Annotated in this window: 17 protein-coding genes; 10 read left to right on the plus strand and 7 right to left on the minus strand. The window is 71.9% G+C overall.

All coding sequences use genetic code 11. The annotated features are described in order from the left end of the window. Positions 1 to 7 precede the first annotated feature (7 nt). Complete coding sequence (locus DEJ00_RS14760; protein ID WP_111057875.1) at positions 8 to 1480, minus strand: amidohydrolase; 1473 nt, start codon at positions 1478 to 1480, stop codon at positions 8 to 10. Then, positions 1477 to 2130: an FMN-binding negative transcriptional regulator gene (locus DEJ00_RS14765; protein WP_111057876.1), complete on the minus strand. Its 654-nt coding sequence runs from the start codon at positions 2128 to 2130 to the stop codon at positions 1477 to 1479. Before DEJ00_RS14765 ends, DEJ00_RS14760 begins: the two co-directional genes overlap by 4 nt. Positions 2131 to 2309: 179 nt before the next feature. Between DEJ00_RS14765 and DEJ00_RS14770 the strand changes: the two genes are divergently transcribed. The 7 genes from DEJ00_RS14770 to DEJ00_RS14800 all read left to right on the plus strand — a co-directional run bounded on the left by DEJ00_RS14770 (position 2310) and on the right by DEJ00_RS14800 (position 10805). Then, positions 2310 to 3896, plus strand: a complete 1587-nt coding sequence (locus tag DEJ00_RS14770; RefSeq protein ID WP_258373700.1) for an ABC transporter substrate-binding protein — start codon at positions 2310 to 2312, stop codon at positions 3894 to 3896. Positions 3897 to 3903: 7 nt separating this feature from the next. Continuing rightward, positions 3904 to 5298 carry a M14 family zinc carboxypeptidase gene (locus DEJ00_RS14775; RefSeq protein WP_111057877.1) on the plus strand — a complete coding sequence of 465 codons (1395 nt, stop codon included), beginning with the start codon at positions 3904 to 3906 and terminating at the stop codon, positions 5296 to 5298. Further along, entirely contained in the window at positions 5298 to 6239 is a 942-nt protein-coding gene (locus DEJ00_RS14780) for an ABC transporter permease (RefSeq protein WP_071405528.1), read from the plus strand. The genes DEJ00_RS14775 and DEJ00_RS14780 overlap by 1 nt, the downstream gene beginning before the upstream one ends. Then, positions 6236 to 7126 (plus strand): ABC transporter permease, encoded by an 891-nt coding sequence (locus DEJ00_RS14785; protein ID WP_111057878.1) that lies wholly within the window; start codon positions 6236 to 6238, stop codon positions 7124 to 7126. The genes DEJ00_RS14780 and DEJ00_RS14785 overlap by 4 nt, the downstream gene beginning before the upstream one ends. Before the next feature lie 81 nt (positions 7127 to 7207). Beyond that, positions 7208 to 8617, plus strand: coding sequence for a serine hydrolase (locus DEJ00_RS14790; protein WP_258373701.1), 1410 nt, complete (start codon positions 7208 to 7210; stop codon positions 8615 to 8617). Next, positions 8614 to 9147 (plus strand): GbsR/MarR family transcriptional regulator, encoded by a 534-nt coding sequence (locus tag DEJ00_RS14795; RefSeq protein WP_231495614.1) that lies wholly within the window; start codon positions 8614 to 8616, stop codon positions 9145 to 9147. The genes DEJ00_RS14790 and DEJ00_RS14795 overlap by 4 nt, the downstream gene beginning before the upstream one ends. Then, the gene (locus DEJ00_RS14800; RefSeq protein WP_111057879.1) at positions 9144 to 10805 is read left to right on the plus strand and encodes an ABC transporter ATP-binding protein; all 1662 of its coding nucleotides are present in this window, start codon (positions 9144 to 9146) and stop codon (positions 10803 to 10805) included. Before DEJ00_RS14795 ends, DEJ00_RS14800 begins: the two co-directional genes overlap by 4 nt. A gap of 18 nt (positions 10806 to 10823) precedes the next feature. On the opposite strand, the gene DEJ00_RS14805 is transcribed toward DEJ00_RS14800, so the two are convergent. Continuing rightward, positions 10824 to 11405, minus strand: a complete 582-nt coding sequence (locus DEJ00_RS14805) for a hypothetical protein (protein ID WP_146247988.1) — start codon at positions 11403 to 11405, stop codon at positions 10824 to 10826. 146 nt (positions 11406 to 11551) lie between these two features. Between DEJ00_RS14805 and DEJ00_RS14810 the strand changes: the two genes are divergently transcribed. Together DEJ00_RS14810 and DEJ00_RS18605 are read left to right on the plus strand one after the other, a co-directional pair. After that, positions 11552 to 11881 carry a hypothetical protein gene (locus tag DEJ00_RS14810; RefSeq protein WP_035807629.1) on the plus strand — a complete coding sequence of 110 codons (330 nt, stop codon included), beginning with the start codon at positions 11552 to 11554 and terminating at the stop codon, positions 11879 to 11881. 101 nt (positions 11882 to 11982) lie between these two features. Further along, positions 11983 to 12135 carry a hypothetical protein gene (locus DEJ00_RS18605; RefSeq protein ID WP_017886018.1) on the plus strand — a complete coding sequence of 51 codons (153 nt, stop codon included), beginning with the start codon at positions 11983 to 11985 and terminating at the stop codon, positions 12133 to 12135. A gap of 68 nt (positions 12136 to 12203) precedes the next feature. On the opposite strand, the gene DEJ00_RS14815 is transcribed toward DEJ00_RS18605, so the two are convergent. From DEJ00_RS14815 to DEJ00_RS14830, 4 genes are all read right to left on the minus strand, one after another. Next, positions 12204 to 13061: a DMT family transporter gene (locus DEJ00_RS14815; protein ID WP_111057881.1), complete on the minus strand. Its 858-nt coding sequence runs from the start codon at positions 13059 to 13061 to the stop codon at positions 12204 to 12206. A gap of 30 nt (positions 13062 to 13091) precedes the next feature. Further along, on the minus strand, positions 13092 to 13754 hold the full coding sequence (locus tag DEJ00_RS14820) for a response regulator transcription factor (protein ID WP_027464682.1): 663 nt from the start codon (positions 13752 to 13754) through the stop codon (positions 13092 to 13094). Positions 13755 to 13793: 39 nt separating this feature from the next. Beyond that, positions 13794 to 15365, minus strand: coding sequence for a sensor histidine kinase (locus DEJ00_RS14825; protein WP_111057882.1), 1572 nt, complete (start codon positions 15363 to 15365; stop codon positions 13794 to 13796). Between the two features lie 222 nt (positions 15366 to 15587). Further along, positions 15588 to 16619, minus strand: coding sequence for a LacI family DNA-binding transcriptional regulator (locus tag DEJ00_RS14830; RefSeq protein ID WP_071246680.1), 1032 nt, complete (start codon positions 16617 to 16619; stop codon positions 15588 to 15590). 118 nt (positions 16620 to 16737) lie between these two features. Between DEJ00_RS14830 and DEJ00_RS14835 the strand changes: the two genes are divergently transcribed. After that, positions 16738 to 18012 (plus strand): sugar ABC transporter substrate-binding protein, encoded by a 1275-nt coding sequence (locus DEJ00_RS14835; RefSeq protein ID WP_111057883.1) that lies wholly within the window; start codon positions 16738 to 16740, stop codon positions 18010 to 18012. Positions 18013 to 18031: the final 19 nt, after the last annotated feature.

Consider the following 18031-nt stretch of genomic DNA (forward strand, 5'->3'; position numbering starts at 1 on the left):
CTCCTGGTCACAGCTCCCGGTACGTGAACCGCCCGGCCACGGCCGTCCCGAGCACCCGCATGCCGCGCAGTGCGGCGGACGACGACGCGGCGAGCGGATCGGACTCGACGAGCACCAGGTCCGCCACGTCGCCGACGGACACCCCGACCCGCCCGTCGGTCGACCCCTGCCAGGCGACGAGCGCCGAGAGCCGTTCGGCCGGGTGCCACGGGTCCCGCCCGTCGCGGTCCCGCCCGACGGCTGCCGCCATCGACACCCACGGGTCGAGCGGCGCCACCGGAGCATCCGACCCGAGCAGCAGGCGCGCTCCGGCCCGGGCGAGCGAGGCGAAGGCGAAGGCCCGGTCGGTGTGCCCGGCCCAGTGCCGGTCGGCGATGTCCCGGTCGTCCATGGCGTGTTCGGGCTGCACGGACGCGGCGACCCCGAGCCGGGCGAACCGGTCGACGTCGGTGTCGACGAGCAACTGCGCGTGCTCGATCGTGCCGCGGGCCCCGACGGTCTCGAAGACGTCGAGCGCCAGGGTGTTCGCACGGTCGCCGATCGCGTGGATCGCGGGGACGAGTCCGGCGTCGACGGCACGGCGGGTGATCGCGACGAGCTCCTCGAACGGCCAGGCGAGCACGCCGGAGCCGTCGGTCATGGCGGCGGTCCGGGTGCCGAGCGACCCGTCCGTGACCACCTTGAACGGCCCCATCGTGAGCAGGCCCCGCGTGCCCTCGACCACGTCGCCGGTGCGCAGACCCCGGGCGATGGCCTCGTCGAGCTCGGCCGGGTACACCCCGGACGCGACCCGGATCGCGTCGGTGCCGGCGTGGATCCGGCGGCGCCAGCGGTCGAGCCCGAAGCGCATCTCGAGGTCGACCACGCCCGTCACCCCGCGGGCCGCCGCGGCCTCGGCAGCGTCCGCCACGTAGGCGTCGAGCAGGTCGTCCGGCACCTGCGACAGCGCACCGGTCACGTCGAACGCGTCCTGCTCGCGCAGGACCCCGTCCTCGCCCGCCTCGAGCGGGCGGCCGACAGCAGCCGAGAAGTGCGCGAGCGCGAGCGCGTTGCACCACACCGCGTGCAGGTCCGCGCTGATCACGACGACCGGGAGGCCCGGTGCGGCACGGTCGAGCAGCTCGCGTCGTGCCGGGCGCGGCCACATCCCGTCGCGGTAGCCGTGTCCGACCAGGACGCGGTCCGTCACGCCCGCCCGCGCGACGGCGGCGAGCAGGTCGGCGGTCGCCTCGGCGGAGTCGCAGCCGGTCACGTCGACACGGCGGCGGACGAGTGCCCACTGGTCGAAGTGCGTGTGGTGGTCGCGGAGCCCCGGGCCGAGCCAGGCGCCGACGGCCTCGACCACGTCGGTGTCGACGCTCGTGGGGTCGAGCGTGCCGGCCGGCGCGATCTCGGTGACCCGGCCGTCGACGACGCGGACGGCGGCAGGGGCCCCGGAGGTGCCCACCCGCCGGACGGCGCGCAGCAGGATCTCGCTCACCGTTCCTCCAGGTCGTCGACGCGCGCAGCGTGCGCTCGCTCCATTTCGTCGGCGAGCGCCGGCGACGCGTAGGGGCCGTCGCCCCGCAGCCCGGCGACGATGCGGTCGATCACCTCGGGAGCCTTGTTCTGCGACAGCTTGGCGCGGGCGTCGAACCGGGTGACGCGGATCCGGATGCCGACGGTGCCCTTGGCCATCCGGCGGGCGGTCTCCTCGTCGATCTGCAACGACACGGGCGAGGGCATGACGTGCTCGAAGTGGTCGACGAGTTCGCCGAGGACCCGGAAGTTCTCGTCGTCGGACAGGATCTCGGGGGTACCCCAGACGTGGGCGGTGACGTGGTTCCAGGTGGGCACGAACTGCTCCGGCGGGTACCAGGCGGGGGAGACGTAGCCGTGCGGGCCCTGGAACACGACGAGGACCTCGTGCCGTCCGAGTTCGTGCGCGACCTCGTCGGGACGGCCGACGTGGGACACCAGGACGAGGGCGTCCGGGTCGTCGTCGGGGTCGGGGGCCTCGAGCAGCACCGGGTAGTGCGAGGCGACCAGCCCGGCCGCGGTGTGGGACACGATCGTCGCCCACGGGTTCCCGGTGATGAGGCGTCGGACCTCGTCGACGTCGGTCATCAGGAAGTGCGGTGTGTGGCGCATGTTCCGAGCGTGGCACAACGGGCCCGGTCGCGCGACGGGTGTCGTTTCGTCAGTGTTTCTGCGCGGTAAAACTCTCAGAGCGCATTGAAAGAAGTCTTGTGGTCGGGATTCGAACCGTCCTAGCTTTCCCACCACGACGACCGGGCAGGGATCCGGCCGCACCCGATCGAGGAGAGATCATGCGACGCAGGACGATCGCCGCGCTGGCCGCGGCGGCAACCTTGGCACTGGTGGCGACCGGCTGTTCGGCGGGCGGCGCGGCCGACGACGACGCTCCCTCGAGCCTGGTCTACGCGACCGGCGAGCCCGACCACCTGACCCCGGGACGGCAGACCGTGGCCTTCGACCAGGTGATGAGCGTCTTCGCGCCGCTGACCCAGACCGACGCCGACGGTGACCTGCACGACGTCGCGGCGAAGAGCGTCGAGAGCGACGACGCCACCACCTGGACGATCACGTTGCGAGACGGCTGGACGTTCCAGAACGGCGAGGCCGTCACGCCGGAGAGCTACGTGAAGGCGTGGAACCACGTCGCCTACGGCCCGAACGCGTGGGAGAACAGCGGTCAGCTCGCCGGGATCGTCGGGTACACCGACCTCAACCCGGCGAAGGGCACCCCGAAGACCAAGGAGATGTCGGGACTCAAGGTCACCGGCAAGGACACCTTCACGGTCACGCTCACCCACGCGGACAGCCAGTTCCCCCTGCAGCTCAGCCAGGCCCAGACGGCGTTTTACCCGATGCCCGAGGCCGCGTACGACGACCTGAAGGCGTACGACAAGAAGCCGATCGGCAACGGCCCGTACGAGATGACGAAGGCGTGGAAGGCGGACCAGGAGTTCACCGTCACGGCCTGGAAGGACTACGAGGGCACGAAGCCCGCCACCGACGAGGTGACCTTCCGCAGCTACTCCGACATGAACACCGCGTACACCGACGTCCTGGCCGGCAACGCCGACGTGCTGTTCCTGCCGACCGACAAGATGACGAGCGCGAAGGCCGACTTCGGCGACCGCCTGCACTCCTTCGACGCCCCCGGCATCGACTACCTCGGGTTCCCGCTGTGGGACGACCGGTACTCCGACCCCGACGTGCGCCGCGCGATCTCGATGTCGATCGACCGTGACGAGGTCAACGAAGCGATCTACGGCGGCCTGTACGACCCGGCCACCGCGCTGACCCCACCGTCGATGTCCGGCACCGAGGAGGGCATCTGCGGCGACGCCTGCGAGTTCGACCCGGCAGCGGCGAAGAAGCTCCTCGCCAGCGCCGGCGGGTTCGACGGCACCATGACGCTCGTCTACCCGGGCGGCACCGGCCTCGACTCCCTGTACGAGGCGTACGCCAACCAGATCCGGCAGAACCTGGGCGTCGACGCCGAGGCGAAGGCCACCACCGACTGGGCGTCCTACTACTCGGAGCTCACGGACAAGACCGTCGCCGGCCCGCACTTCGGCCACTGGGGCGCGCTGTACATCAGCCAGCAGAACACGCTCCGCGCGCTGTTCACCACGGCCGGCGGCTGCTCCCCGTGCACCGGCTACTACCAGTCCGACGACGTCGACTCGCTGCTCGCGAAGGCCGACTCCGCGGGGTCGCAGGACGAGGCGAACGGGTACTACACGAAGACGCAGGAGGCGGTCCTCGAGGACTTCCCGATCGTCCCGACCTTCTTCGACAAGTACTCGTACGTCACGAGTGACAAGATCGCGAAGCTGCCGGCGGTGGCGGGCAGCCCCGTGATCGCGCAGATCGCCGTGAAGTAGGGCGGGCATGGAGCAGCACACCGTCCTCGACCTGGTCCGCGACGTCCCCGACCGCGACGGCTTCCCGCTCGTCGACGACCTGCACACCCGGTTCGCCGCGCTCGCCGCGGCGCACCCGGACCGGGTCACGGTCACCCGGATCGGCACGAGCCGCCTCGGCGAACCCCTGCACAGCTACCGCATCGGCACCGGGTCGCACGCGGCCGTCGTGGTCGGCGGGGTGCACCCGAACGAGCCGATCGGTTCGTGGACGGCGCTGCACCTCGCCGAGACGGCCCTCGGCGACGAGCGGGTGGCCGGGCTCGACGTCACCTGGCACATCGTCCCGACGATCGATCCGGACGGCATGCGGCTCAACGAGGCGTGGTTCCACGACCCGCACGACCGGGTCTTCTACTCGCGGCACTTCTACCGGCCCGCGCCGGACAGCCAGGTCGAGTGGACGTTCCCGAACAGCTACAAGTCGGTGTACTTCGACCAGGTGCTGCCCGAGACGCTCGCGTTCATGCGGCTCATCGACGACACCGAGCCGGACCTGCTCGTGAGCCTGCACAACGGCGAGATGGGCGGCGTCTACTACTACCTGTCCGAGGACCTGCCCGACGTCGTCGACACCCTGCACGCGGTGCCGGCCGCACTCGGGCTGCCGCTCGACACCGGGGAGCCGGAGTCCCCGTACCTGCGGGAGCTCGCCCCGGCGGTGTTCGCGATGGACGGCATCGAGACGGCGTACGCCTACCTCGAGGAGCTCGGCGTCGACCCCGGCGAGCACATCCACGGCGCATCGAGTGCGGCGTGGGCGATGCGCCACGGCGCCCTCTGCATGGTGGCCGAGCTGCCGTACTGGAGCCACCCCGACGCCGACGACCCGACCCCGACCGACGAGTCGTACGCCGACCTGCTGCGTCGGTGCGCGGACGACCTCGGCGCCTCGGGTGCGGAGCTGCAGGCGTTCCTCGACGAGGCGTCGCCGATGCTCTCGATCCCGTCCCCGTTCGTCGAGGCCTCCCGGGCGTTCGTCCCGATGCTCGCCGGGATCGCGGACACCGACCGCCGCCGGGCCGAGCGGGAACCGGCCGACCGGACGGCCACCGTCGCGGAGCGCTTCGGCTGCGAGGACCTCGTCCGCTGCTTCCGCCTGCGCTACGGCGGCATGCTCCTGCGCGCCGTCGAGGCGGAGACGACCGCCGGCACGGCATCCGCGCCGCTCCGGCGGCTCCGCGACCGCCTGGCCGAGCGGTACGCGCACTGGCAGGCGGACGCGTCGGCGGGTGCGCAGCCGATCCCGGTGGGGAAGCTCGTGGGCGTGCAGTACGGGGCGATCCTCGCCTGCGCGGCGCACGTGGCGGACCCGACCCGCGCCTCCCGTCCGGTGTCGGCGGCCGTGTCGGGAGGCGCGTGATGCGTCCGACGCTCGCCGTCGGTCGCCGACTCGGCGGCCTGGTCATCGTGTTCCTCGGGGTGACCTTCCTGATCTACGCGATGACGTTCGCGCTGCCCGGCGACCCGATCAAGGCGCTCGGCGGCGAGCGCCCCCTCACCGACTCGGTCGTGCGGGCGCTGCGGGCCGAGTACCACCTGGACCAGCCGCTGTGGCTGCAGTACGTGCAGTACCTGGGCGGCCTGTTCCGGGGTGACTTCGGCACCGACTTCAACGGGCAGTCCGTGGGCGAGCAGATGGCCTCGCGGTGGCCCGTGACGATCACGCTGGCGCTGAGCGCCTGGGCGCTCGAGATCGTCCTCGGCATCGGGCTCGGCGTGGTCTCGGCACTCAGGCGCGGCACCGTGCTGGACAAGACGGTCCTCGTCGGCACCATCGTCGTCGGCGCGGTCCCGGTGTTCGTGCTCGGTGTGGCCCTGCAGCTGGTGTTCTCGGTGCGGCTGCACTGGTTCCCGGTCGCGGGCGTCGCCGCCGGGTGGCCGACCGCGTACGTCCTGCCGGCGTTCGTGATCGCCCTGTTCGGCCTGGCCGCGGTGTCCCGGCTCACCCGGACCTCGATGATCGAGACACTCGACGCCGACTACGTGCGGACAGCCCGCGCCAAGGGGCTCGCGCCGGGCCGGATCGTCGGCGTGCACGTGCTGCGGAACTCGCTCATCCCCACCGCCACCTACCTGGCGACCGACCTCGGGTACCTGATGGGCGGCACCGTCATCATCGAGGGCATCTTCAACCTGCCGGGCGTCGGGAACCTGCTGTTCCAGGGCATCCGCTCGCACGAGGGTGCCGTCGTCGTCGGCATCTCGACCGCCCTCATCCTGGTGTTCCTCGTCACGAGCGTGCTCGTCGACCTGCTGCACGCCGCCCTCGACCCGCGCGTCCGGACAGGAGCCTCCCGATGACCACCGAAGCCCTCGGCGCCACCGTCGAACCCGTCGTCGGGGTCCGGCGCCGGCCACTGCTCGCCGCCGCACGGACGCCGGGGTTCTGGGTGCCCGCGTCGGTGCTCGTGGTGGTCCTGCTCATCGCGGCGTTCCCGCAGCTGTTCGCCGGCCTGTTCGGCCACGGCGACCCCCGGGTGTGCGACCTCGGCCGGAGCGGGGCGTCACCGACCGCCGGGCACCCGTTCGGCTTCGACCTGCAGGGCTGCGACGTGTACGCGAACGTCGTCTGGGGCACCCGGTCGTCGATCGCCGTCGCGGTGCTCACGACCCTGCTCGCCGGCATGGCCGCGGTCGTCGTCGGGACCGTCGCGGGCATGGTCGGCGGGTGGGTGGACGCCGTCCTCGCCCGGCTCACCGACGTGTTCCTCGGGTTCCCGTTCCTGCTCGGCGCCGTCGTCGTGCTGAACAGCGTGGGGGAGCGGTCGGTGCTCACCGTGTCGCTCGTGCTCGCCCTGTTCGGGTGGCCGACGATGGCCCGGCTCGTGCGGTCGAGCGTCCGCAGCGTCCGGGGCGCCGAGTTCGTGCTCGCCGCCCGGACGATGGGGTTGTCGACGTGGCGGATCACCACCCGGTACGTGCTGCCGTCGTCGATCTCGCCGCTGCTCGTGCTCGCCACCATCACGGTCGGCGGGGTCATCGTGTCCGAGTCGTCGCTGACCTACCTCGGCATCGGGCTGGAGCGTCCGGCGATCTCGTGGGGGCTGCAGCTGTCGGCGGCGACGTCGCAGTTCCTCCGGGCCCCGCACATGCTCATCGCCCCGGCGGCGTTCCTCGCCGTGACCGTGCTCGCCGTCATCGCGCTCGGCGACACGCTGCGGGCCGCACTCGACCCGCGTCGGCGCTGACGGCCGTCGACCGCGTCGCGGCGGACATCGCCGCGACCGACGCGCCAGACTCGCTGCAGAACCGTTCTCGAAAGGACCACCGTGACCGACACCCTCTCCGCGTACCGGAAGACCCTGCCCTACATCCGTGAGTGGGTGTCGTACAAGGTGTGGCAGCTGCGGGTGCCCGGCGTGCAGGTCGCCGTCGGGTACGGCGGCGAGGTCCTGTTCGACGAGGCCTGGGGCTACGCCGACGTCGAGGCCGGGCGCCGCCTGACCACCACCGACCTGTTCCGCATCGCCTCGCACTCGAAGACCTTCACCGCGACGGCCCTGCTGCAGCTCGCCGAGCGCGGGTCGCTCCGGCTCGACGACACCGTCGGCACGTACGTCCCGGCACTGGTCGACGGCGGCTCCCCACTCGCCGACGCCACCCTGCGCGAGCTCATGGAGATGGGTGCCGGCGTCATCCGCGACGGGCACGACGGCGACTACTGGTCCCTGCTCCGCCCGTTCCCCGACGAGCAGGAACTCCTGGCGCTCGTGCTCGACCGGGGCCAGAAGGTGCCGACCGGCTCGTCGTTCAACTACTCGAACCTCGGCTACTCCCTGCTCGGCCTGGTCATCGCCGCGGTGTCCGGGCAGTCGTACAACGACTTCGTACGGGAGTCGATCACCGGACCCCTGGGCTTGCGGAACACCGGCCCCGACTGGGACCCCGCACGCGCCGACGACTTCGTGGTCGGGTACACCGGCTTCCACACCGCCAGGCACCGGCAGCGCATCGACCACGTCGACACCCGCGCGATGGCCGCCGCCACCGGGTTCCACGGCACCGCGTCCGACCTGGTCCGCTACTTCTCGCAGCACGTGATCGGGCAGGGCACCCTGCTCGACGACCACTCCAAGCGCCTCGCGCAGCGGAAGGCCTGGAGCGCCACCGACGACCCCGCCGCCCGCGGCTACGGCGCCGGGTTCATCGTCGACCGGATCGGCGGACGGGAGATCCGCGGCCACTCGGGCGGGTTCCCCGGCCACATCACCCAGTCGATGTTCGACCCGGCGTCCGGGCTCGTCGTGTCCGTGCTCACGAGTGCCGCCGCCGGACCCGCCACGCTCATCGCCACCGCGGTCATCGCCCTGCTCGACGCAGCGGCCGACGCCGACGCCCCGGGGACCCCGGTGCCCGACGACGTCGACACCGCCACGTTCACCGGCCGCTTCGCCAACCCGTGGGGCGTCACCGACGTCGCCCGGATCGGTGACCGGCTCGTCGAGGTCGACCCGTCCGGCCCCGAACCGATGGACACCCCCACGCGGCTCGAGGTCGTCGACTCCGACACCCTGCGGATGACCCACGGGAACCGCTTCGGATCGGTCGACGAGGACATCACCTACACGCGCGACGAGGACGGCGCCGTGCGGGCGATCCGCGGCGGTGGCGGCATGTCGCAGGAGCCGTGGTCGATCCCGGACGAGCGACCCGAGGTGGCCGCCGGGCTGGCCTCGTGACCGACGACCGGCTGCTCGGACCGGAGCGCCAGGCGTTCGTCGAGGAGTTCGCCCTGATGCTCAACGACGGCGCGGGCATGCCCCTCACCGACGCCCGGGTGCTCGGCTACCTGATGATGACCCGCGCACCGCACTCGTCGTCGTCCGACCTGCAGGCAGCGCTCGGCGCCAGCTCGGGGTCGGTGTCGATGGCCACCCGGCGGCTCGTCGACTCCGGGTTCGTGAAGCGCCACATCGTCCCCGGCGAGCGCAGTCACTACTTCCGCGCCGAGGCCGACGTCTGGGGCTCCTGGCTCGCCAGCGAACGGAAGTACCTCGACCGGCAGCGCGACATCATCGGCCGCGGGCTCGCCGTCGTCGAGGGTGCCGGCCGCACCGGCACGGGCGACGTGGACGCCGAGGTCCGCGAGCGCCTGCTCAACGGCCGCGACTACATGCAGTGGCTGCAGGGCTACCACCGCAAGATGCTCGAGGAGTGGGAGGCCTTCAAGGCTGCCCGCGACGACACCGACCCCCCGGAGACCCCATGAGCGGCACCACCGACGTCCTGACCGTCGAGCACCTCACCGTCACCTTCGACGTCGACGGCGAGGTCGTCCGCGCCGTCGACGACGCCTCGTTCACCGTCGCCCGGGGTGAGGTCGTCGCGGTCGTGGGGGAGTCCGGCTCCGGCAAGAGCTTGACCGCGATGACCGCGATGGGCATCGCCCCCGACGGTGCGCGCGCCTCGGGGAGCATCCGGCTCGGCGACCTCGAGGTCATCGGCACCGACGAGCGCACCCTCCGGTCGGTCCGGGGCCGCAGCGTGTCGATGATCTTCCAGGACCCGTCCGCGGCGCTGAACCCGGTGTTCACCATCGGGTTCCAGCTCGCCGAGGCCGTCCGACGCACCGACGGCCCGCACGACCGCGCCGCCGTCCGGGAGCGCTCGCTCGAGCTGCTCCGCGCCGTGGAGGTCCCCGAACCCGAACGCCGCCTGGGCCAGTACCCGCACGAACTCTCCGGCGGGCAGGCCCAGCGCGTGATGATCGCGATGGCGCTCGCCGCCGACCCGGACCTGCTCATCGCGGACGAGCCGACGACCGCCCTCGACGTCACGGTGCAGGCCGAGGTGCTCGACGTCCTCCGCGCGCTGCGCGAGCGCACCGGCACCGCGATCCTGCTCATCACCCACGACATGGGCGTCGTCGCGGACCTCGCCGACCGCGTGGTCGTGATGCGCCGCGGACGCGTCGTCGAGACCGGCACCGCCGAAGCGGTCTTCGCCGCACCGTCCGCCGACTACACGCGGGAACTCCTCGCTGCGGTCCCGCGGATGGGCACCGGGTCCGGCCAGGAGGCCCGGCTCGGCTCCGCCACGGAGCCCCCGGCCGCCGTGCTGGACGTCCGGCACCTCGTGGTCGAGTACGGCGGCGCCCTGCGCGGGCGCTTCCGTGCCGTCGACGACGTCTCGTTCACCGTCGGCCGTGGCGAGATCGTCGGCCTGGTGGGGGAGTCCGGCAGCGGCAAGACCACCATCGGGCGGGCCGCGGTCGGCCTCGCGCCGATCACCTCGGGCTCGGTGGTCGTCGACGGCACCGACGTCGCCGGCGCACGACGAGCCGCCCGCCGGCAGATGCGCCAGCACGTCGGCGTGGTGTTCCAGAACCCGCTCCGGTCGCTCAACCCCCGGTACACGGTCGGGCAGACCGTCGCCGAGCCGCTCCGCCAGATCCTCCGGCTGCCGGCGGTGCAGGTCGAAGAGCGTGTCGAGCGGCTCCTCGCCGACGTCGGCCTCGACGGCGGGTACGCCGAGCGCTACCCGCACGAACTCTCCGGTGGCCAACGGCAACGCGTCGCGATCGCCCGCGCGGTGGCCCTCGACCCCGCGCTCCTGATCGCCGACGAGCCGACGAGCGCGCTCGACGTGTCGGTGCAGGCCCGCGTGCTCGACGTGTTCCGCGAGCTGCAGGAGCGCCTCGGGTTCGCGTGCCTGTTCGTCACGCACGACCTCGCCGTGGTCGACACCCTGTGCGACCGGGTCGTCGTGCTGCACGGCGGCCGGGTCGCCGAACACGGGACGCGCGACGCCATCCTGCGCTCGCCCCAGGACCCGTACACACGACGGCTCATCCAGGCCGCCCCGGTGCCGGACCCCGGGGAGCAGGCACGCCGACGCTCCGAGCGACTGGCGGCCCGCGCAGGCTGAGGCGGGCGGGAGTCCGGGTCAGCGCACCTCGGCCGAGGCCCACAGCACGCCGACACCGCGGCCCACCGGGCGCAGCAGCGGCATCGCGACGAGCACCGCCGCGGCCAGGTAGGCGACGGTCTGCAGCAGCCCCGGGACCGCGATGGCCACACCGAGCGACTCCTGCGGGAGCGCCGTGAGGAGCACGGTCTCGGACAGCAGTGCGGTGACGAACCACGCCGCGGCCGCCACCGTGACGATCCACCCGAAGGCCCGCTGCACACCCGGTTCACTCCGGACGGTGACGACACCGAAGGCCACGAGCGCCGCCTGCGCGACGACGAGGAACACGTCGATCAACAGTCCGGGAACCAGTGACACGAGCGCGAACGCGAGCACGGACACCGCGAACGTGAGCGCTCGGCGGTCCCGGGCATGCACCGCGGCGACGAGCACGACGACTGCGGCGATGCCGGCGACGACCGTGGCGCCGAGGAGCAACCCGCGGGGCAGGTCCCAGGGCGCCAGCCAGACCGTCCCGACCAGTCCGGCCGCTCCGACCACCAGCGCCGCCACCACCGCGGCCGCCGACACCACCCGTACCCCCGTGCTGCTCTGCATGCCCGCACCCTATGCCCCGGGACCCCGCCAGCGGAACACGCTCCCCGCCGTTCGGGGCCCCGACGACACGCCCGTCCGGCCCCAGGTGCTCGTCCACACGACGCGGTCGACTTGACTGTTGTTCGAACACACGTTCGAATACCGTCGTGGGACGGCGTCGCGAGAACCGGTGGCAGCCCCCGGAACACCCGGAGGTCGAGCGTCCGCGCGCGTACTCCCTGTCCGAGGACGCCCGCGGTGGTGACGTCTGCCACGCCGTCACCCCGAAGCCGGTCTGGGCGTGGATCCAGTTCCCGACCTTCCACGTCCGGGTGAAGGCCTTCGCGAAGAGCTGGACCCGCGACGCCGTGCTGGTCGAGTGGGCGCAGTTCGGGCAGCAGGCCGAGGCGTGGGTGTGGCGCTCCGCGGTGAAGCACCGCACGCTCCGTGCCGACCGGGACAGCGCGAACCGGAGTCCGCAGAACGCACTGCGTTGACTTCCGCCCGCACCCCGAGGATGGTTTAGCGAACACGGGGTCAGCAAGTAACTCACTGATCGAGGCATTCGGTCCGGACCCCTGTCCCAGAAGGAGGCACCATGAAGAACGCAGCGGTGCCGTCCTGGGTCGCCCACGTGCTCACCCCGCCCGAGGTCATCAGCGCCTACGTCGAGCGTCGGATCAACGATCCGGCCCTGCTGTCGGGCGAGCAGTCGGAACCCACGTACGCAGACTTCCTGCGCGACGAGTAGACGGTCTTCTCCAGGAGGCCCGGATCACGCACCGCCGTCGGCGGACGTGATCCGGGCCTCCTCTTCGTTCACCCCACCGGTCCGCCGCGTCGGCGACGTGCCGACAGCGTCACGCCGACGCTCGCGGCGGTGACGCACGCCAGGGCGACCGTCTCGAGCACCGACAGCCCCTCGGCCAGCACCACCAGGCCGGCCAGGGCGGCGATCGCCGGGCCGAGGCTCTGCAGCACGCCGAACACCCGCGTCGGCATCCGGCGGAGCGCGAGCATCTCGAGGGCGTACGGCAGCACGCTGGACAGCACGGCGACGGCACCGAAGACGATCAGGAGCGTCGGTTCGCGCAGGACGCCGTCGACCGCGGACCGGAGCCCGAACGGCAACGACACGAGCATCGCGACCACCATCGACACGACGAGCCCGTCGACGCCGGGGATCGCGGCGCCGACGTGCCGGTTCATCACGATGTAGCCCGCCCAGCACCCGGCGGCCAGGACCGCCCAGACGACCCCGCCCACCTCGGTCACCGCGGTCGGGCCGACGCCGAGCAGCACGACCCCGGCGAGCGCCAGCACCGCCCACAGTGCATCGCGCCAGCGCCGAGTGTGCACGAGCGACAGGGCGAGCGGCCCGAGGAACTCGATCGTCACGGCGACCCCGATCGGGATGCTCGCGAACGACAGGTAGATGAAGACGTTCATGCCGCCGAGCGCCAGGCCGAGGCCGACCGCACCGAGCCACTGCGCCCGCGTCCAGTGCCGGACTCGGGGGCGGATCACCAGGGCGAGCACGACGGCGCCGATGACGAGCCGCAGCGTGGCGGCCCCGACCGCGCCGACGTCGTCGAAGTGGGTCTTCGCGATCGCGGCGCCGAGCTGGACGGACACCATCGCGGTGAGGGCCAGCAGGGGCGCGGGGACCCGGTTCATCCGCGGGCTCGGTTCATCCTCGGGCTCGGCTCATCCGAGGTAGGCGAGGACGGCGAGGACACGGCGGTGGTCCTCTCCGGTGTCCTCGAGTGCGAGCTTGCCGAAGATGCTCGACACGTGCTTCTCGACGGCACCGGTGCCGATCACCAGGGCGCGGGCGATCGCGGCGTTCGTGCGGCCCTCGGCCATCAGCCCGAGCACGTCACGCTCGCGCGGGGTCAGGGCTGCGAGCGGGTCGCGGCGGCGGCTCATCAGCTGCGTGACGACCTCGGGGTCGAGCACGGTGCCCCCGGCGGCGATGCGGCGGACGGCGTCGTCGATCTCCTCGAGCCGGGTGACACGGTCCTTGAGCAGGTAGCCGATGCCGGTCGCGCCGGCGGCGAGGACGTCCTCGGCGTAGGTGGCCTCGACGTACTGGGAGAGCAGGAGCACGCCCGTCCGCGGGGCGATCCGGCGGGTCTCGACGGCGGCGCGGACGCCCTCGTCGGTGAAGGTCGGCGGCATCCGCACGTCCATCACCACGACGTCGGGTGCACCCTCGGGCAGGGTCGCCAGGAAGGCCCGGGCGTCGGAGTACTGCCCGATGACGTCGATGCCGGCCTCGTCGAGCACGCGGGCCAGGCCCTCGCGCAGCAGGACGGCGTCGTCGACGACGACGGCCCGGATGCGTGCTGCATCCGGGCCGTCTGTCATGCCGACCAGCCTAGTGGGAGCGCGGACGCTCCCGTGGGGTCACGACCGCTGGTTCGCCGCCGTCGGGACGCCGTTCAGGGCACCGAGGGGGATCCGGGCGGTGGCCTCGGTCGGGCCGCCCTCGGGGCTCGAGACGACCAGGTCGCCGTCGAGGGCCCGCATGCGGCCGATCAGGCCCTCGATCCCGTGGCCCTGCTGCGGTCGGGCACCACCCCGACCGTCGTCGGTGACGCTGACGGTCAGGTACCAGAGGCCCGAGGCATCGACGACCAGGCCGAGGTACACCCCGGCGGTGGTGGCGCCGGCGTGCTTCATGGTGTTCGTCAGGAGCTCGCTCACCGTGAAGTACACGTTGCGCTGGATCTCCGTGGCGAGCTCCAGGCCCTCGGGCAGCCGGACGTCCAGGCCCACCGGGATCGGGGTGCGGGCGACCAGTGCCTCGAGCGCCGCGACGAGTCCGCGGTCGAGCAGGATCGGCGGAGCGAAGCCGCGTGACAGTGCGCGCAGTTCGTCGAGGGCGTCCTGGGCGTGCTCGGATGCCTCACCGATGAGCTGCTTGGCCTTCTCGGGGTCCTTCTCGAAGGCGCGCTCGGCGGCGGACAGGTCCATGCGGAGTCGCACCAGCCGCTGTTGCGGGCCGTCGTGCAGGTCGCGCTCGATCTGGCGGAGTGCCTGCCCCTCGGCGGTGACGGCACCGGCGCGGGAGGCCTGCAGACCGGCGACCCGCTGCTCGAGTTGCTCGGCCCGGAAGCCGCCCAGCAGGCCGAAGTCGACCCAGTAGTGCGCCAGGACGGACCCGCGGGCCCAGAGCGGGAAGAGCACGACCGAGGCGGCCATCGACAGCAGCCCGGCGACACCGATGCCGACCACCACGCCGTAGTCCCAGCTCGGGTACGACAGCCCACCCACACCGCCGAACGCCCAGGCACCCGCCACGACGACCGGCCAGGTGAACCCGAGGATCAGCAGTGCGCCGGCCCCGACGGTCACGACCGCGACGAGCGGGTACACGACCGCGGCGTGCAGCAGGTAGAGCCAGTAGTGCGGGTTGGCGACGGCCGACCCCGTGCGGGTCCACCAGTTCTGCTGCCAGCGGGGCGTCCAGTCCACCGGGCGGATCGGCCTCGGGTCGGCCCAGCTCATGCGGAGCTTCTCGAACTGTCCGAGCCACCGCGCCACGAACAGCGCGATGAAGAACATGAGCAGGACGAAGGGGTTGAACAGGTCTCGGAACCCGCCACCGAAGATCGCCGTCGGGAACGCGAAGTACAGCGTGCAGAGCAGCACGGCGGTGAGCGCCATGTAGCCGAAGTCCCGCGGCAGGCGCTTCCACGCGTCGCGGTAGAACTGCCCGGCGGTCATACCGGACCCGCGACCGGAACCACCGACCGGGCCGGACCCGACCCGCGGGGTGGCGCTCCACGACGCCGGCGGGGACTGCGGGGCGTCCTGGGGGTCCTGGTGGTGCTGGCGCGGGTACTGGGGCATCGGCTTGGTGGCTCCAGGGGGCACGGAGTCGCCCAGCGGGACGGTCTGGGCCTGGTCGGGCGAAGGCGTGACGTCGTGCAGCGGGACGGTTCGCGCCTGGTCGAGGCGGTCGGTGTCGGTCATGCATCCAGCCTCGCGATCGCGGAGCCGTTCCCCCATCCTGCCCTCTCCCCACCCCGGGTGGGGTTATCCCCCCTCTTGCACAGGCCGCCCGATCCACGCCCGCCGCGTCCTGCCCGTGGATCACTGTCCCGTGCGAGGTTCCGGAGTCGGTGCTGGGCAGGAGCCGCTGCACGGTATCCGGAACCTCGCACCGTGTCACGCGGGGCCGACCTCCGGCGCGGGTCAGGCGGGGGCGCGGCCGGTGGACTCGCGGACGCTCAGGGTGAGCGAGGGGCCCGGGCGTGACGGGAGCGGGGCGCTGGCATCGATCTGCGCGCGCAGCAGGGTCGCCGCACGCTGTCCGAGCTCGACCGTGTCGCGGGTGAGCGAGGTGATCGCCGGCCGGACGAGCCGGATCATCGCCGAGTCGTCGAAGGACACGATCGAGACGTCGCCGGGCACCGCGACGCCCATCTCGCTCGCCACGCCCAGCCCGGCGACGGCGAGCACGTCGTTGTCGTAGACGATCGCGGTCGGCCGGACGCTCCGGGACAGCAGGGTGCGGGTGGCGCTCGCGCCGGCCTCGGCCGAGTAGTCCGTCGGTACCGAGACCGCGTCGTCGAGCCCCTCGTCGGCAGCGAACGCCCGGAGCCGGTCCATGCGCATGGCGGTGTGCTCGAACTCGGGCCGCCCGGCGACGTGCGCGATGCGTCGGTGCCCGAGGGCGTGCAGGTACCGCAGGACGGTGTCGGTGGCGTCCGAGTCGTCGATCCAGACCGTGGGTGCTGCGCCGTCGGGTGAGGGGTGCGAGCCGACGACGACGGTCGGCATGCCGAGGTCGGCGAGCAGGGCGAGCCGGGCGTCGTCGCGACGGGGGTCGATCACGATCACGCCGTCGACACGGTGTCCGCGCCACCAGTCCCGGTAGGTCTCGAGTTCTTCCTCGGCATCGCGCGCGACGAGCAGGTTCATGCCGACGTGGGTGCCGGCGAGCCCGAGCTGGATGCCGGAGATCAGGTCGCCGAAGAACGACTCCGTGCCCAGGGTCCGGGCCGGGCGGTTCAGCACGAACCCGATGGAACCGGCCTTCGCGCCGCCGAGTGCCCGGGCCGCGGTGTGTGGCTGCCAGTCGAGCTCGCGGGCGATCTCGCGCACGCGGCGACGGGTCTCGTCGGAGACACCGGGGCGGTCGTTCAACGCGAACGACACCGCGCTGATGGACACACCGGCCCGCGCGGCGATGTCGGCGATCGTCGTTCGACGCTTGGTGGCCACGGGGTTGACTATAGCGCTTTAGTCATCCACAGTGGCTGCCACACACGGGTTCGGTGAATGCTGCTGAACCGGTTCAGCTATGACGAGGGAGTCAGACGCCATGAGGACCACCACACGCATGACGAGGGGCCGCGCCACCGCGCTGCTCGCGACGGCCGCCGCGACGGCGCTCGTCCTGACCGGCTGCTCGAGCGGCGGGAACGCGGCCGACAACGGCGACGGCGAGATCAGCGGCACCATCACCCTGCAGACCTGGGCGCTCACGCCGACCTACACGGGGTACCTCAACGGGGTCATCAAGGACTTCGAGCAGGCCCACCCGGACGCGAAGGTCAAGCTGCAGGACCAGCCCGGCGACGGGTACGCCGACAAGGTGCTCAGCCAGGCCTCGTCGAACAGCCTGCCCGACGTGATCAACCTGCCGCCGGACATCGCCCTGCCGCTCGCGAAGCGCGGGTTCTTGCAGGACGTCGCGAAGGACGACTCGAAGCTCGCCAGCACGTACGTCGCCGGCGCGTTGGACTCTTACAAGTACAAGGGAGTGGACGGCACGTTCGGGTACCCCTGGTACCTCAACACGGACGTGAACTACTGGAACTCGACGATGTTCGCCAAGTGCGGCCTCGACGCGAAGAACCCGCCGAAGACCACCGACGAGCTGTTCACGCAGGCGAAGACCATGCACGACAACTGCCCGACCGACTACCTGATGAGCCGGAAGCCCGGCCTCGGTGACTTCACGCTCGCCGGCGTCAAGGTGCTCAACGCCGACGGCACGAAGTTCACCTTCGCCGACTCGTCCAAGGCCGCCGACCTGATCGACCGCTACAAGGACGCGTACCAGGACGGCTACATGCCCTCCAACGTGCTGAACAGCGACTACCTCGGCAACTCCACCCTCTTCACGCAGGCCAAGGTCGCCTGGACCACCGGTGGGGCCACCTCGCTCGCCGACTTCGAGAAGAACAACCCGTCGCTCAAGGGCAAGGTCACCGTCAGCTCCGCACTCGACACCCCGCCGCTCTACGTGCAGGGCCTGTCGGTCTCGAGCAAGTCGAAGCACCTCGCCACCGCCGAGGCCTTCGCGGAGTTCATGACGAACGCGAAGAACCAGGAGGCGTTCGCCCACGAGGTCAACATCTTCCCGTCCACCACGTCGTCGCAGTCCGACCCGTACTTCTCGAAGGACGACGGCACGGTGAACGGCGAGGCCCGGGTCCTGGCGAACGAAGCCCTGAAGACGGCGAAGGTCATCAACCCGGTCGAGGCGAACTCCGCGATGACGGACTTCCTCGACCAGCAGATCGCCCTCGCGATGAAGGGCCAGGTGGCGCCGGAGAAGGCGCTGCAGACCGCCCAGACCAAGATGAACAGCCTGCTGGCCAACGGCTGATCCGGCCCCGGAGAAGGAA

It is taken from the genome of Curtobacterium sp. MCLR17_039 (genome assembly GCF_003234745.1).
In the GTDB taxonomy this organism is placed as follows: Bacteria; Actinomycetota; Actinomycetes; order Actinomycetales; family Microbacteriaceae; genus Curtobacterium; species Curtobacterium flaccumfaciens.

What these genes read in the sequence shown, in the direction of transcription:
- DEJ00_RS14765 (WP_111057876.1), bottom strand. Translation starts at nt 2,130, where the DNA reads ATGCGCCACACACCGCACTTCCTGATGACCGACGTCGACGAGGTCCGA.
- DEJ00_RS14770 (WP_258373700.1), top strand. Translation starts at nt 2,310, where the DNA reads ATGCGACGCAGGACGATCGCCGCGCTGGCCGCGGCGGCAACCTTGGCA.
- DEJ00_RS14775 (WP_111057877.1), top strand. Translation starts at nt 3,904, where the DNA reads ATGGAGCAGCACACCGTCCTCGACCTGGTCCGCGACGTCCCCGACCGC.
- DEJ00_RS14780 (WP_071405528.1), top strand. Translation starts at nt 5,298, where the DNA reads ATGCGTCCGACGCTCGCCGTCGGTCGCCGACTCGGCGGCCTGGTCATC.
- DEJ00_RS14785 (WP_111057878.1), top strand. Translation starts at nt 6,236, where the DNA reads ATGACCACCGAAGCCCTCGGCGCCACCGTCGAACCCGTCGTCGGGGTC.
- DEJ00_RS14800 (WP_111057879.1), top strand. Translation starts at nt 9,144, where the DNA reads ATGAGCGGCACCACCGACGTCCTGACCGTCGAGCACCTCACCGTCACC.
- DEJ00_RS14805 (WP_146247988.1), bottom strand. Translation starts at nt 11,405, where the DNA reads ATGCAGAGCAGCACGGGGGTACGGGTGGTGTCGGCGGCCGCGGTGGTG.
- DEJ00_RS18605 (WP_017886018.1), top strand. Translation starts at nt 11,983, where the DNA reads ATGAAGAACGCAGCGGTGCCGTCCTGGGTCGCCCACGTGCTCACCCCG.
- DEJ00_RS14815 (WP_111057881.1), bottom strand. Translation starts at nt 13,061, where the DNA reads ATGAACCGGGTCCCCGCGCCCCTGCTGGCCCTCACCGCGATGGTGTCC.
- DEJ00_RS14820 (WP_027464682.1), bottom strand. Translation starts at nt 13,754, where the DNA reads ATGACAGACGGCCCGGATGCAGCACGCATCCGGGCCGTCGTCGTCGAC.
- DEJ00_RS14825 (WP_111057882.1), bottom strand. Translation starts at nt 15,365, where the DNA reads ATGACCGACACCGACCGCCTCGACCAGGCGCGAACCGTCCCGCTGCAC.
- DEJ00_RS14835 (WP_111057883.1), top strand. Translation starts at nt 16,738, where the DNA reads ATGACGAGGGGCCGCGCCACCGCGCTGCTCGCGACGGCCGCCGCGACG.